General features: G+C 45.5%; 14 protein-coding genes. 6 read left to right on the top strand and 8 right to left on the bottom strand.

What is annotated here, in order from left to right; translation table 11 throughout:
- Window positions 1-6: 6 nt before the first annotated feature.
- From H8S84_RS12005 to H8S84_RS11990, 4 genes are all read right to left on the bottom strand, one after another.
- Window positions 7-723, bottom strand: coding sequence for a fasciclin domain-containing protein (locus H8S84_RS12005; RefSeq protein ID WP_187067586.1), 717 nt, complete (start codon window positions 721-723; stop codon window positions 7-9).
- Between the two features lie 115 nt (window positions 724-838).
- Entirely contained in the window at window positions 839-1,498 is a 660-nt protein-coding gene (locus H8S84_RS12000; RefSeq protein WP_187067585.1) for a fasciclin domain-containing protein, read from the bottom strand.
- Between the two features lie 157 nt (window positions 1,499-1,655).
- Window positions 1,656-2,741, bottom strand: coding sequence for a S1C family serine protease (locus H8S84_RS11995; protein WP_187067584.1), 1,086 nt, complete (start codon window positions 2,739-2,741; stop codon window positions 1,656-1,658).
- Window positions 2,742-2,783: 42 nt separating this feature from the next.
- On the bottom strand, window positions 2,784-3,359 hold the full coding sequence (locus tag H8S84_RS11990) for an RNA polymerase sigma factor (RefSeq protein ID WP_187067583.1): 576 nt from the start codon (window positions 3,357-3,359) through the stop codon (window positions 2,784-2,786).
- A gap of 145 nt (window positions 3,360-3,504) precedes the next feature.
- Here H8S84_RS11990 and H8S84_RS11985 point away from each other — a divergent pair, with 145 nt between their 5' ends.
- Window positions 3,505-3,696 (top strand): hypothetical protein, encoded by a 192-nt coding sequence (locus H8S84_RS11985; RefSeq protein ID WP_187067582.1) that lies wholly within the window; start codon window positions 3,505-3,507, stop codon window positions 3,694-3,696.
- 145 nt (window positions 3,697-3,841) lie between these two features.
- On the opposite strand, the gene H8S84_RS11980 is transcribed toward H8S84_RS11985, so the two are convergent.
- Entirely contained in the window at window positions 3,842-5,026 is a 1,185-nt protein-coding gene (locus H8S84_RS11980; RefSeq protein WP_187067581.1) for a proline dehydrogenase family protein, read from the bottom strand.
- A 237-nt stretch (window positions 5,027-5,263) separates the two neighbouring features.
- On the opposite strand from H8S84_RS11980, the gene H8S84_RS11975 reads away from it, so the two are divergent.
- The 4 genes from H8S84_RS11975 to H8S84_RS11960 all read left to right on the top strand — a co-directional run bounded on the left by H8S84_RS11975 (window position 5,264) and on the right by H8S84_RS11960 (window position 9,230).
- On the top strand, window positions 5,264-6,349 hold the full coding sequence (locus H8S84_RS11975; protein WP_187067580.1) for a chorismate mutase: 1,086 nt from the start codon (window positions 5,264-5,266) through the stop codon (window positions 6,347-6,349).
- 87 nt (window positions 6,350-6,436) lie between these two features.
- Complete coding sequence (aroB, locus tag H8S84_RS11970; protein WP_187067579.1) at window positions 6,437-7,474, top strand: 3-dehydroquinate synthase; 1,038 nt, start codon at window positions 6,437-6,439, stop codon at window positions 7,472-7,474.
- Window positions 7,471-8,700 carry a 3-phosphoshikimate 1-carboxyvinyltransferase gene (locus tag H8S84_RS11965; RefSeq protein ID WP_187067578.1) on the top strand — a complete coding sequence of 410 codons (1,230 nt, stop codon included), beginning with the start codon at window positions 7,471-7,473 and terminating at the stop codon, window positions 8,698-8,700. Before aroB ends, H8S84_RS11965 begins: the two co-directional genes overlap by 4 nt.
- Before the next feature lie 5 nt (window positions 8,701-8,705).
- Entirely contained in the window at window positions 8,706-9,230 is a 525-nt protein-coding gene (locus H8S84_RS11960; RefSeq protein ID WP_187067577.1) for a hypothetical protein, read from the top strand.
- Window position 9,231: 1 nt separating this feature from the next.
- Here the strand turns inward: H8S84_RS11960 and H8S84_RS11955 are convergent, their stop codons facing one another.
- Window positions 9,232-10,035 carry a helical backbone metal receptor gene (locus tag H8S84_RS11955; protein ID WP_230407157.1) on the bottom strand — a complete coding sequence of 268 codons (804 nt, stop codon included), beginning with the start codon at window positions 10,033-10,035 and terminating at the stop codon, window positions 9,232-9,234.
- A gap of 116 nt (window positions 10,036-10,151) precedes the next feature.
- On the opposite strand from H8S84_RS11955, the gene H8S84_RS11950 reads away from it, so the two are divergent.
- Window positions 10,152-11,540, top strand: coding sequence for an amidohydrolase family protein (locus H8S84_RS11950; protein WP_187067576.1), 1,389 nt, complete (start codon window positions 10,152-10,154; stop codon window positions 11,538-11,540).
- Window positions 11,541-11,612: 72 nt separating this feature from the next.
- On the opposite strand, the gene H8S84_RS11945 is transcribed toward H8S84_RS11950, so the two are convergent.
- Entirely contained in the window at window positions 11,613-12,683 is a 1,071-nt protein-coding gene (locus tag H8S84_RS11945; RefSeq protein ID WP_187067575.1) for a M42 family metallopeptidase, read from the bottom strand.
- A gap of 96 nt (window positions 12,684-12,779) precedes the next feature.
- Window positions 12,780-14,339, bottom strand: coding sequence for an acyl-CoA carboxylase subunit beta (locus tag H8S84_RS11940; protein ID WP_187067574.1), 1,560 nt, complete (start codon window positions 14,337-14,339; stop codon window positions 12,780-12,782).
- Window positions 14,340-14,528 lie beyond the last annotated feature (189 nt).

The raw sequence follows: 14,528 nt of genomic DNA, 5'->3' as shown, positions 1-14,528 counted from the left end.
AACTTATTAACGCAAGTCACCTTCTCGGGCATCCTGACTTGGGATAATTACGCGGTCTACTACATGTAACATACCGTTAGATGCCTCTACGTTTGGTACAACTATCGTTGCGCCTGCGATTGATACATTGTTACCAGTTGTAGTTATTGGTAAGTAGCGGTTATCGGATAATGTAATTCGCTGAGTTGAGTTAAATTGAGTAGAAGCTACCTCTGAAGGCAGCACATGCGCCTGAAGTATGGCTGTTAACTTAGCTCTGTTTTCAGGTAACAAAAGCATTTCTAAATCTTGCTTCGATAGTTTGGAAAAGGCCTCGTTGGTAGGTGCGAACAGTGTAAAGTCTCCATCGCGCATCAGGTCGTCGTTTATACCTGCTGCCTCTGCCAGGTAAGCAAAAGTACTCAGGTTAGGGCTTTTCTTAGCCAGGTCCATCAAGTTGTACTGCTCGGTTTCATCTATACTCTCAAACATGTCGTTCAACTCCTCGGAGTTTGTAAGAGAAAGCGTAGCAAGAGGAATGGTAGCTACTGGTACAACAACTTCTGTTTCTACTACAACGCCTTCGGCATTGTCCATATCATCGGTTTCGCCACCCATAACTTGTGTTTCGCTCATTGTCGTTGCATCGTCCATAGCGGTTGTATCGTTCATCTCATCAGAGCTGGCACAACTGAACAGTGTTGTAGATGCGAATGCTATTGCTAAAAATTCTATCTTTTTCATAAATTCAAGTTTTAAGTTTAAAAAATAATTCACCGAATATTATTTATATCCGGACATAAGCGCTTGCTGTATTCTCCTTTTGGAAATACAGCAAGCTATAAGTTTTGAAGGGTGATTATTTTGTAGTGCCGGAGGTGGTTGTTATTACTCCATCTACTACATGGAGTACTCCGTTAGACGCCATGACATCTGGCTTTATTACGTTAGCCCCACCAACAGTTACTCCGCGCGCATTATCTACCTCAATGTTTATATACATATCTTCACCGGCTTTAATACGTTGATTATCCGTAAAGCGGGTTGAGGCAACTTCGTTTGGCAAGATGTGAAGCTGCAGCACTTTAATAAGTTCGGCTTTGTTCTCTGGCTTCATTAGCCTATCCAACTCAGCTCTTGGCATAGCGCTGAATGCCTCGTTAGTAGGTGCGAAAATGGTGAATTTCTTGTCAGGAGTGATAGCGCTGGCTATACCTGCGGCCTCTACCATGGCGGCAAAAGTTGAAAGGTTAGGGCTGGTCTTAGCTAAAGCAATCAAGTCATATTGCTTTGTGTCAGAAACGTTCTTAAACATTTCGTCATACTCCTCGGTGTTAGTAAGAGAAATATTACTGGCTGCCTCTGTTGTTTCCATCTCTGTTTCTCCAGCCATAGTCTGAGTCTCACTCATGGTGGTAGTCTCATCCATAGCTGTTGTTTCGCTGGAACTGGCACAGCCAAACAGCGAAAGTGATAAAACAGCTGCCGCAACAACCGGAGTTATAAATTTCTTTTTCATAGCTTTCGTTCTAGTTTAATATGCAGGTGTTTATAAACCCACACCCACTCTATTTAAACTGGAACAGTACGAAAAATGTTAACCTATATACATTCAGGGCTGAAGTGCACAGGTGCCAAGAAAAAGCTTTCGCTAAAAAAGAAACTGTGTTAACTGCTTAATTATAGACCTTCACTACAAAAACGTAGTCTTTTAGTTTTTTAAGCTGCTGTGGTCTTGTGTTACCTAAAAGTGAATTATGCTTAGGTAAAGACATTGGGGCCATGGTAGTGGAAGCCGGCAATTCGTGTATCATCTGAAGCAAATAGGCCGACTTAACAGCAAAGGCTGCGCCTTCCTGTCCGGCTTGCTTGCCGCTGATTACTCCAATAAGATTGCCTTTGTCATCTAACAACGGGCCACCGCTGTTGCCAGGGTTTAGCGGAATAGATATCTGGTAGGCGGTTGTGTCTCCTTCAAAACCCGATCCGGAACTCAGAGAGCCCTCGCCAAAAACAATGTCCTCGCGTGGATAGCCCAAAGTAAATACTTTCTCTCCCAGGTCAGACTCATTCGTTTTAAAAGTATAAGGTAGCTTGCCAAAACCCGAGAAGGCAGGATCAGAAATTTTAAGTATAGACAAATCGTGGATCTCGTCGCGGTATACTTCGCTTACTTTATACTTTAACCCGCTCTTGTTCTCGATCATGATAGAGTCGGCACCTTCTACTACGTGGGAGCTGGTAACTAAATATCCGTCAGCAGAGATAGCGAAGCCAGTGCCGCTAAAAGCAGCTGCACGTGGAATAGGCTTGCTGGCGTCGTTGATGCCATTGATAATGGCTGTCTGTGTTTTTTTGAGTCGCTCTACCTCGCGGCGTAGCTCTACGTAACGGGCTGTTTGCTGCTGCACTGGTGTTTTTAGCTGCTGTACGCTCCAAAGAGTTCCGAAAACTGATAGCATAGATACACTGGCGGCCACCGCAACAGTTTGCTTGTGGCGATTCCAGAATACTTTCCAGCCACTTGGTGTAGCTTCAATGGTTTCGGCTTCCATTTCGGTGTGGATGTTTTGCAGCTGTTGCTTTAGCGACTGGCGTTTGCCATACTTTTGCAGAGAGTTTAGTAGCTGCTTATGCTCACGCACTTGCTCGGACAGGCGCACATCGGTGTGCAACAGCGCTTCGAAAGCCTGCTGTTCTTCAATCGCCATCTCTCCGTTCAGGTAGCGTTCAATCTGTTCGTAAGCGCGGTACTCTAACATCTTCTTCTAAATTTGGCTACTGCCGATTAATATCTAAGCCAATTACTCAACACCCGGCTTATAGGCGGCAAAAAATATTTTCTTCAGGCGTTGCAGGCATTTATACTTTTGGTTCTTAGCGGTATCGGTGTTGGTATAGCCAAACTTCTCCGTAATCACCTGCATTGGCTGAGTATTTATGTAATAATCTTCTAACAACGAGCGGCAGGGTTCTCCGAGCTGCCCAAGGGCTTCTCCCATTATGCCGAACTGCTTTTCCTGCTCTTCATGCTGCTGCGTATCCTCCTCAACGGGCACAAAGTTGTCAGTGTCTTCCAGTTTGGTGGCATATCGCCCTTTTTCGGCCAGCCGCTTCAGCCAAAGCCTTCTGCAAACAGAGTACAGGTAGGTTTTGATCTGGCAGCTTAGTTCCAGACTGTTATCCCTGATCTTCTCATAGAACACAATAACGCCCTCCTGGTAAATGTCCTTGGCCTCGTCATCGGTTCCGCTGTTACTCAAAATAAAATGAGATATCATCGGAAAATAAAGTTTGTACAGATAAGCCAGCGCTCGTTCGTCATCGCGCCGGATGCCATCTATCACCGCCTCATCCGTCTCATACAAACTCTTCTTCATTCCAGTCAATTTTTAATACATTAAAGGCAGGATTGTAACCCACGAAAAATTTTTTTTTAATTTTTTTAAAAAGTTGGGTTACCTATCTGCGGTTTCGGTATGAAGTTCCAAAATCGAAACCAAAACACTTAATCACAAACACAAAATGAAAAATTTATTCACTTTCGCTATCGTAGCTCTTGCTCTTTCTTTCACAGCTTGCAACAACGAAGAAGCAACTACTGAAACTGAAGCAGTTGAGACTGAAGTTGTTGAAGAGACTCCAGTTGTTGAAGAGACTGTAGTAGAAGACACTACTGCTGTTGAGGCTGACACTACTGTTGCTCCAGTACAGTAATTAAAGCAAGAACTACAGCGAAAAGCTTATAGTTCGAAACACAAAGCGGGACCTCGTACAAAAGTGCGAGGTCCCGCTTTTTTGTTGCCCTTATCTACAAACAGCAGTTCCTCATAAAAAAGGCCAGCAACGCTGGCCTCTCTGTCTATCGTTTCTTTTTGCGGCGCTCCATTTCGCTCCTTATCAGCTGAAACTCGCGGCTGCTCTGCCCGGCAATGGCTGTATTCTCGTTTGCCCTGCGCAATAAGTAAGGCATTACTTCTTTTACCGGTCCGTAGGGTACATACTTGGCCACGTTATAGCCGGCATGTGCCAGGTTGTAAGAAAGGTTATCGCTCATGCCGTAAAGTTGCGCAAAGTACACGCGCGGGTCGTTAGGAGCAATATCATATTTGTCCATCAGCTCTATAAGTAAATAACAGCTGGCCTCGTTGTGGGTACCATTGCAGAAAGATATCCTGTCAATATTCTCCACGCAAAAGCGGAGGGCGTCATCAAATAGTTTGTCTGATGCTTCTTTAGTTGGGTTTATAGGGCTAGGGTAACCTTCTTGTTGTGCACGCTTACGTTCTTTTTCCATGTAGGCGCCGCGTACAAGTTTAGCACCAAGGTAATAACCGTTCTTTAAAGCGTTCTCGTGATCGCGCTGAAGCACATCAAGTCTGTCGTGGCGGTAAAGTTGGTAGGTATTGTAGATGTTGGCCTTCTCTTTATTGTAGAGCTCCATCATCTCGTAGGTCAGGTTATCGATCGTATCCTGTATCCAGCTTTCTTCTGCATCAATAAAAACGCGCACATCTCGCTGGTAGCAACGCTTGCAGATCTCATTCACCCTGTCGCGGCCACGTTCGTAGGCAGCACGCTCATTAACAGAAAGCTCCTGTCTTTTCTGTACCTTTTCCAGCAGCTTGATATCGATCAAACCTGTGATCTTGAACACCGCAAACGGAATGTTCTTGTTGCCATGTGCTTTCTCGATAGCGCGAAGCAGTTCATCACGAGTGGCATCAAAGCTTTTGTCGTTTCCCTCGCCCTCTACAGAGTAATCCAGAATGGTGCCTATATTATACTTGCTCAGCTCTTTAATGGCACGCTCTGATTCTTCGATGGTCTCGCCACCGCAGAAGTGATTAAAAATAGTAGGCTTGATGATAAAGTTTACCGGCAGGTGCAGGTTGATGGCTGTGTTTAAAAGGGTGCCGCCAAGTTTTACAAAGGAGTTACTGTTCATAGACTTAAACAGCAGGTACATTTTGTATAATTCAGCGTCGGATTTCGATGAAAAGGCTACGGCCGTATCATCGAAAGATACGTTGGTAATCGGGTTCATGTAATAATATTTTGCGCTGCAAAGATACTGCTTCGGGTATAGTTCACAACCATTTAAGGATTCAATTAGGCTTTATTTCAGCGAAAAACCAAACTAGAAACAGAAGTGCCTCATTTAATGTTCTGAACAAGGCCACCTAACTATAAATTTTACAGGAGCTGTTATTGCTGCTGCAAAGTATAAATAGTGGTCATTTGTCTCAACAAAGGTTAACTTTACGGCAATTAGCAACATTAGATGAAGTTTAATAATAAAGAGTCTTTTTTTACCAGGCTGCGTGCAGCAGAACAGGGGCCGCTTAAAATAGCCGGGCCTTGCAGTGCAGAAAGTGAAGCGCAGGTAATGCAAACAGCCCAGGCACTTGCAGGAAAGGTGCATTTATTCAGGGCAGGCATCTGGAAACCACGCTCAAGACCCAATACTTTTGAAGGCATTGGCTACAAAGGTTTGGAATGGTTGAGCCGTGTAAAGCAGGAGTTTGGTTTAAGTGTAACCACAGAAGTTGCCAATGCCAGGCACGTAGAGGAGGCATTAAAATATGGCATAGACGTACTGTGGATTGGGGCACGCACCACCGTAAATCCTTTTGCAGTGCAAGAGATTGCCGATGCCTTAAAAGGAGTGCAGGTGCCGGTGATGATCAAGAACCCTGTAAACCCGGATCTGGCGCTTTGGATCGGGGCTATTGAACGAATCTATAGTTCAGGAGTTACAGATCTGGCGGCCATACATCGCGGATTTTCGTCTTACCAAAAGTCGAAGTATAGAAATGCGCCGGTGTGGCAGATTCCAATAGAGTTGAAAGCGCAGTTCCAGAGCTTGCCAATTATTGTAGATCCGAGCCATATTGCCGGCAACCGCGACCTTATTTCCCAGGTGTCTCAGAAGGCCTTGGATTTAGGTTATGATGGCGTGATGATTGAGACGCACCCAGACCCGGACAATGCCCTAAGTGACTCTGAGCAGCAAGTAACACCAGCCAGGCTTGCAGAGATCTTTGAAAAGCTGCAGGTGCGCAAAACAAATTACGATGATGCAGAACTGGTAAACCGTGCCGAGGAATTGCGTTTACAGATAGATGCCGCTGACCATGATATTATTGCCGCATTAGCCAAACGCATGGCGCTGGTAGAGCAGATCGGTGAGTATAAAAAGCAGAACAACGTGCAAGTACTGCAACTGGAGCGCTGGAAAGAGATTTTCAGGAGCCGTGCCGATTGGGCCGAAGAAGCAGGAATCAACCCTGATTTTGTGGCTGAACTGTACAAGCTGATCCACGTTGAATCTATTCGTAAGCAAACTCAGATACTAAACGAGGAGTAATTAATTGCTGATGGTTAAATTGTTGATTGTTGTTTTGCAGCAAGAACGGCTTTTTAACTCCCATACTCTCTAACTCACTAACCCAGAATGACAGAAACCATACACATAGGGCAAAGCGCGCTACAGGAGCTGAAGGATTTTTTACAGAACCGTGCCTTTACCAAGGTAGCCGTGATGGTAGATGAAAACACCCTACACCATTGTTATCCACCAGTAAAACCATACTTGCCGGAGCACGACCTGATTCAGGTGCAAAGCGGCGAGGAGCATAAAACGCTGCAAACCTGCGAGTACATCTGGCAGCGCATGACGGAGCTGAGCCTGGACCGCTGGTCGGTGCTGGTAAACCTGGGTGGCGGTGTGATAGGGGATATGGGTGGCTTTTGTGCGGCTGTTTTTAAGCGTGGTTTATACTTTGTGCAGGTTCCTACAACACTGCTGGCGCAGGTAGATGCCAGTGTAGGTGGTAAAACCGGAATAGACTTTCATGGGCTCAAAAACCATATTGGCGTTTATCAGGAGCCACAGGCGGTGTTTATCAACCCTGCTTTTCTGCAAACGCTGCCGCCTCGCCAGCTAAAGTCAGGTTATGCCGAAATTATCAAGCACTGGCTCATTGCCGACAAAGAGGCTTTTCAGACGCAGCGGCATGTGGGGCTGTTTACAGAAGACTGGGAAGAGCTGATTCGCCATTCGGTAAGTATAAAATCGAAAGTGGTTGAAGCTGATCCATTGGAAGGCGGCTACCGTAAAGTGCTCAACTTTGGCCACACGGTTGGCCATGCCGTAGAAAGCTATCTGCTGGAGAAGCCGGAAAGGGCATTGCTACACGGTGAGGCTGTAGCAGTGGGTATGTTGTGCGAGGCATGGCTATCTGTATACCATAAGCTGCTGTCGCAGGAGGAGCTGGATAAGATAGAAACGTTTCTGATATCAATTTATAAGAAGGTATCGTTAACGGAGGCTGATATCCAAAGTATAGCTCAACTGGCCCTTCAAGATAAAAAAAATACGCGTACCACCATCAACTGCACATTGCTGAGCGGCATTGGCAAGGCAGTGTACGATCAGCCTGTAACGGTGCAGCAAATAGTTGAGTCGTTGCGTTACTATAGCTTATTATGAGTAAAAGTCTTACCCTGAGTCACCCTACAGGTGTTATCCATACAAGTATAAAATTACCTGCCTCTAAAAGTGAGGCGAACAGAGCTCTGATTATATCAGTGCTTTCTGGTTCGGCCGCTGAGCTACACAATTTATCCGAAGCCAACGATACGCAACTGCTGCAGCGTTTGCTGAACAGCGATTCTGAAACTATAGATGCTGAGGATGCTGGTACGGTTATGAGATTTTTAACTGCTTACTATGCTATCACAGGTCAGTCGAAAACGTTAGTAGGAACAGAACGCATGTGCCAGCGGCCTATAAAAGTGCTGGTAGATGCCCTGCGTGAGTTAGGGGCAAGTATAACTTATCTTGGCGAGGAGGGCTATCCTCCTTTGAAAATAGAAGCATTTAAAGGCAGCGGGAAAAAGCATTTAAAAGTACGCAGCGATATCAGCAGCCAGTATATTTCGGCTTTGCTGATGGTAGCGCCGCTTCTGCCGGAAGGCTTAGTGCTGGAGTTAGATGGTAAGATCGGCTCCAGGCCCTATATCAACATGACCCTCTCGCTGATGAAGCACTTTGGCGTAGAGGCTGCTTTCGAAGGAAATATCATCACTGTTCCGCACCAAAAGTACAAATCAGCCAGCTTTGAGGTAGAGTCAGACTGGTCGGCGGCAAGCTATTGGTATAGTATAGTGGCGCTGGCAAAAGAGGCTGATGTTACCTTGCTTGGGTTAAGAAAAGATTCTTTTCAGGGAGATAGCGCTGTAGCCGATATTATGGCGCATCTCGGTGTCTATACTTCTTTTACGGATAAAGGCATTCAGCTTACCAAGAAGCATTGCGAGAAGTTTCTGTCGTATGACTTTTCCGATTGCCCGGACCTGGCCCAGACTGTAGTAGCCTTAGGGGCAGCACTAGGTGTTAAGCTGGAGATAACCGGTCTGGAAAGCCTGCGGATAAAAGAAACTGATCGCATACAGGCACTGCAGATAGAGCTGTTAAGTATGGGCAGTAAGCTGGAAGAAATAACGCCGGGCGTGTTCAGAATGGAGCCTGGCATTATCTCTAAAGAGAAGTTTAATTTCCGTACCTACCAGGACCACCGTATGGCTATGGCTTTTGCTCCGCTGGCACTACTGGCTCCGACTCAAATACAGGAACCCACAGTTGTGCGTAAGTCGTATCCAGGGTTTTGGGAGGACCTGCAAAAGGCAGCATTTGAGATAAAGTATAACGATTAAAGCCCATGGAAGAACGGAAGCTGTACGGTGACGCCAGTCTTATAAATGAGCTCCTGAGCAACATGCAGCTGATGGAAGAAGCCGCTGGTGGGTTGGCAGCTGTTTACAGAGATTCCGGTTCCGGCAGGTTCTGGATGAAATACTATACTACTGCGGGTGAGCAAAGTACAGGAGGCTACGAACTGCTGATCAGGCTACCGCTTCCTACCACGGATGAGTTGATCACGGTTGCTATAATATCGCCTCATGAAGATGAGGCCGTGGCTGCCATTATGCGTTTGCTGGACGAAGAGGCGCTGGAGAAAAAAGACTTCCGGCACTTAGTTGTGGAGCGGCTGCAGGAGATGACAATAGAAAGTATAGACTCTTCTCAGAAAAAGCGCATAAGGCAAATTATAACACTCACCTCTTTAGCAGATCCAACAAACAAACGAGAAGTTAAAGGCAAAACAATTGAGCAACTACAACGCGATGCTGCCTACTATGAGGATGTATCGAAGAAGGCGCTGAAGCTGTTGGACAGGTTGTAATTTAAGCTTCCTGCCGAACCTCATCAATAACCTGCTGCAGATAAGCCGGAGCCTGCAACAGCCTGCTGCCGTACCAACTAAACATCTCGCCGTCCACTACTTTTATACTTGCCTGCGGGCAAATTTCCTGAAACTCCTGTATGTGCTTTTCTTTAAAAGGATAGGGCTCTGATGATAAAAGTATAAGCTGTGGGTTTGCCTGTTGCAGTTGCTCGGCTGTTATTTCGGGGTAGCGTGAGAGATGTCCAAACACATTGTCTAGTCCGCAGCGCTGCAGCATATGGTCTATAATGTTGTTGGTTCCTACGGCCATATAAGGCTTCCGCCAGATAAAGTAAGCTGTTTTTATACTTGGCTGCAGTGGCTTTAGCTGCTCAAAACCGGCTTTTATACTTTGTTCTAGCTCAGCGGCTTTTGCTTCGGTACCTGTTAGCTGCCCTACCTGCCTCAGCATCTCCAGCGCATCATCCAAAGTATAAATATCACTCATCCATACGTTATACTTTTGCTGTAGCTGCTCTATTCCCTCCTGGTAGTTTTCTTCTTTGTTGCCAATTATCAGGTCAGGTTGCAGTTGGTCAATTACATCAAACTTAAAATTCTTAGTGCCTCCAATCTTTGGTTTCTGCTTTACCTGCTCTTTAGGGTGAATGCAGAATTTAGTTACGCCTACTATTCTATCTCCCAAGCCAAGATCAAAGAGTAGCTCGGTTTGAGAAGGAACCAACGATAAGATGCGCTGTGGCAGTTGCTCCAGCACTAAGCTGTGGCCCATTTGATCTTTGGAGATGATAGGAAGGTTCATACTTCAAAGGTAAAGCTTTTAGAGTATGGCAGGAAATCAGTTTGGGCGGATGATGGCCGCATAATTTGGAAATAATGTTTACGTTTGCTTTAAATGTAAAACAAACAAATTCTAAAATGATCAGGAGGATACTCTTTATTACTTTGGCTCTTAGTGGATTAATGTCGTGCACAAATAATGTATACGACTTAGTAATAACAGATGCCAATGTGTTGGATGTGCGCTCAGGCGAGACAAGGCTGCAACACGTGTTTGTGAAAGACGGAAAAATTGCAGCTTTTTCACCTGCCAGCAAAAGGGTTACAACTAAAGATGCCACAAAAATTATAAAGGCAGATGGGCAACTTCTTACACCCGGATTGGTGGATGTGCACTTTCATACTTCAGAAATACTGGGCAAAAAACTTAGCGCCGATGCGGATTCTATAGCTCTATACAGGCATAAGTTCTCAGAATCATACTTGCCATATGGCGTAACAACTGTTCGCTCAGGTGGCGACAGTGAGCAATACATTCCAATGCTACAGAAATGGCAGGAGCAATCGCCTGCTCATCCCGATTTTCTGGCAGTTGGTGCAGCGCTTGTTTCAACTCCACAAGACCCCAGACCTGTTTATGCTGGCCATGTAGTTGTAAACAACCCGGAGGAGGCAAACGCTAAGATCGACCAATACCACAAACTTGGCTTTACAAATACAAAATTATACTGGCGCCTGCGCGAGCCTGAATTTGCAGCTGCTATAAGCAGAGCAAAAGAGTTGGGAATACAGCCTTTCGGTCATGTAGATTATAAGGTGCTGCCACTCGATAAAGCGATAGCACTGGGACTGAAGAATATTGAGCACGCTTATACTATAGGAGTAGCTGCCATCGATTCATCAAAGTATGAATATATAAACTCATGGGCTTTTGTAGATCATTACCCAAAGGCTATTAAAAATAATGTTGTAGATGGAAGTTTCTTTATTTCCAGGATGGAGCTGTTTAATCAGCTAGGGCCCGATCAACCACGAATGATGGAGCTGATACAGTTGCTAAAAGAAAACCAGGTTTCTGTAACGCCTACTATCCATTTATTTGCTCAGCGTTTCGGCCTGACATACTTTACCACACCGGCCAAACTCCCAGCCTATGACTACACAGAGTATCTGACAGCGGAGGAGAGAAATCGCTGCAGGCAAGGCTATGCAATCATGGGACAATACATCAAGCTTATGCACGAGGCAGGTGTACAGCTAAACCTTGGCACCGACTGGGACGACCCTGGTAAGGCTGCCTTGTCTGAAATGCTTGAGTTAAACGATATAGGTATTCCTATGGTAGATGTGTTTAAAATTGCTACACTAAATGGAGCTAAAGCTATAGGTAGGGCAGATACAATTGGTACAGTAGAAGTCGGTAAAAGAGCTAACTTAGTTTTGTTTTCGGCAAATCCTTTAGATAAATCTGAAAATCTGCTGAAGGCTAAAACTGTTATAAAAGACGGGGTAGTATATAGAGACTAGATTCTCTGTATTAAAAGCAAAAGCCTCACAAGCCAAATAGGCTGTGAGGCTTTTAAAGTATAAGTATAAATCTTAGCTCAGGTAGCGGAAGTCCTGCTTATCCTGAATCTTAAGTACAGTTTCGTAAATTAACTTGATCACATTGTCAACGTCGTCTTTGTGCACGGTTTCTACGGTAGTGTGCATGTACTTTAATGGCAACGAGATAAGTGCAGAGGCCACACCAGCATTGGAGTAAGCAAACGCATCAGTATCGGTACCTGTGGCACGCGACACAGCAGAACGCTGGAACGGTATCTCTTTTTCTTGGGCTGTACGGATAACCAGGTCGCGCACATTGTTCTGCACAGCAGGGCCATAGGCTATTACCGGACCTTTGCCGCAATGAATGTCTCCGCTGGTTTTCTTGTCGTACATCGGGGATTGCGTATCGTGGGTTACATCGGTGATGATGGCCACATCAGGGTTAATACGATGCGCGATCATCTCTGCACCACGTAAACCGATCTCCTCCTGCACCGCATTCACGATGTACAGGCCAAAAGGCAGCTCATTTTTGTTTTCTCTGATCATACGCGCTACCTCAGCTATCATAAAGCCGCCCACACGGTTATCAAGAGCACGACCAACGTAGTAGCGGTCGTTCATCACAGTAAACTCGTCCTCAAAAGTAGCTACGCAGCCAATATGTATACCCATGGCCTCCACTTCTTCGCGGTTGCTGGCACCACAGTCAAGGAACACAGTTTCAATGGTAGGGGCTTTGTCGTTTTCTACCTTACGTACGTGAATGGCTGGCCAGCCGAAAACTGCTTTTACAATACCTTTGGCAGTATAAATATTTACACGTTTTGACGGTGCGATCAAAGCATCAGAGCCGCCGTTTCGCTTCAGATAAATATAACCTTCTGGTGTAATGTAGTTCACAAACCAGCTGATCTCATCAGCATGTGCCTCTATTACTACTTTATACTCTGCCTGCGGGTTGATAACGCCCACTACAGTGCCATAAGTGTCAACAAAATGCTCGTCGATGTATGGTTTTATATACTCCAGCCACAGCTTCTGGCCTTCCGATTCAAATCCGGTAGGAGAGGAGTTGTTTAGGTACTTCTGTAAGAAATCGAAAGATTCTTGTCTCATGTTCAAGGTGAGGTTGTTTGGTTAGTGTTTAATCAAATGAGCCTGTGCTCTGGCAAATTAACCGGAGCACAGGCCATAGGTATAGTATATGTGTGTTTATAGCGGAATGTTTCCGTGTTTTTTGCGAGGTAAAGACACAGCCTTATTTTCCAGCATCTTAAATGCCTTAATCAGCTTGGAACGTGTCTCAGACGGAAGTATAACTTCATCAATGAATCCACGGTGCGCGGCACGGTAAGGAGTGGCAAATTTATCTTTATACTCCTGTACTTTTTCAGCCAGCTTCTCCGCAGGATTTTCTGATTCAGCGATTTCACGCTTGAAGATAATTTCAGCAGCGCCCTGTGCACCCATTACTGCAATTTCAGCGGTTGGCCAGGCAAAGTTCATGTCGGCACCAATGTGCTTGGAGTTCATTACGTCGTAAGCACCGCCATAGGCTTTACGTGTAATTACGGTGATGCGCGGTACAGTAGCCTCGCAGAAAGCATAAAGCAGCTTGGCACCGTTGGTGATAATGCCACGCCACTCTTGGTCTGTACCCGGCAGGAAGCCCGGTACATCCTCTAATACAAGCAAAGGCACGTTAAAGCTATCGCAGAAACGTACGAAACGGGCAGCTTTAGTGCTTGCATTGATGTCGAGTACACCGGCAAGTACAGCAGGCTGGTTGCCCACAATGCCTATACTTCTGCCACCCAAACGGGCAAAACCAACTACTATGTTATCGCCGAAGTTCTTGTGTACTTCAAAGAAAGTGTCCTCATCTATAATGCCCTCAATTACTTCACGGATATCGTAAGGCTGGTTCGGGTTTTCAGGAATGATCGTGTCCAGCACATTGCGTGTTTCGTCGGCTTTTGGCTCATAAGGCAATGATGGCGGAAGCTCTTCGCAGTTTTGAGGAATATAGCTTAACAGTTTTTTGATGTAGTTGATACATTCTACTTCATTGGCGCAGGAGAAGTGGGTAACACCGCTTTTTGTGCTGTGGGTGCTGGCACCGCCAAGCTCTTCAGAAGTAACTTCCTCGTGCGTTACTGTCTTTACTACGTTAGGGCCGGTTACGAACATGTAAGATGTGTTCTCCACCATCATGATAAAGTCGGTGATGGCAGGTGAATATACAGCGCCACCTGCGCATGGTCCCATAATAGCTGAGATCTGTGGAATTACGCCAGAAGCCAGCGTGTTGCGGTAGAAAATATCGGCATAGCCACCCAACGATACCACACCTTCCTGGATACGGGCACCACCTGAGTCATTCAGGCCAATAACCGGGGCACCATTCTTCATGGCAAGCTCCATTATCTTTACGATCTTCTCGGCGTGTGTCTCAGAAAGTGAGCCTCCCAGTACAGTAAAGTCCTGTGAGAAAACATAAACCAATCGGCCGTTAATTGTGCCATAACCGGTTACCACACCATCGCCCAGGAAGTACTGCTTGTCCAGGCCGAAGTCTTTGGAGCGGTGCATCACAAACTTGCCAATCTCTTCAAAAGAGCCTTCATCCATTAACAGGTGAATTCTCTCACGGGCTGTTAATTTTCCTTTTTTATGCTGTGCTGCTATTCGGTCTTCTCCGCCACCCAAAAGGGCTTCTGCGTTTTTACGCTCAAGTGTTGCTATTTGGGCTTCTCTGATTTCTCCGGCCATGTATATGTAGTATAACTATGTTAAGGATTCAAATAGATTAATTCTCAAATTTAAAAACTCTGCTCCTAAATCCGGTACTATTACAGCAATTTTTGAATATATAGTTTAGAGCAGATAAGAAAATAACACGGCAAATGTAGAATAGTTAGTGCTGAGGCTTTTAAAAAATAAAGGCTGCCTGAGACAGGC

This window comes from Pontibacter cellulosilyticus, assembly GCF_014306105.1.
Taxonomy (GTDB): domain Bacteria; phylum Bacteroidota; class Bacteroidia; order Cytophagales; family Hymenobacteraceae; genus Pontibacter; species Pontibacter cellulosilyticus.
This window is presented reverse-complemented; position numbering and strand designations above follow the sequence as displayed.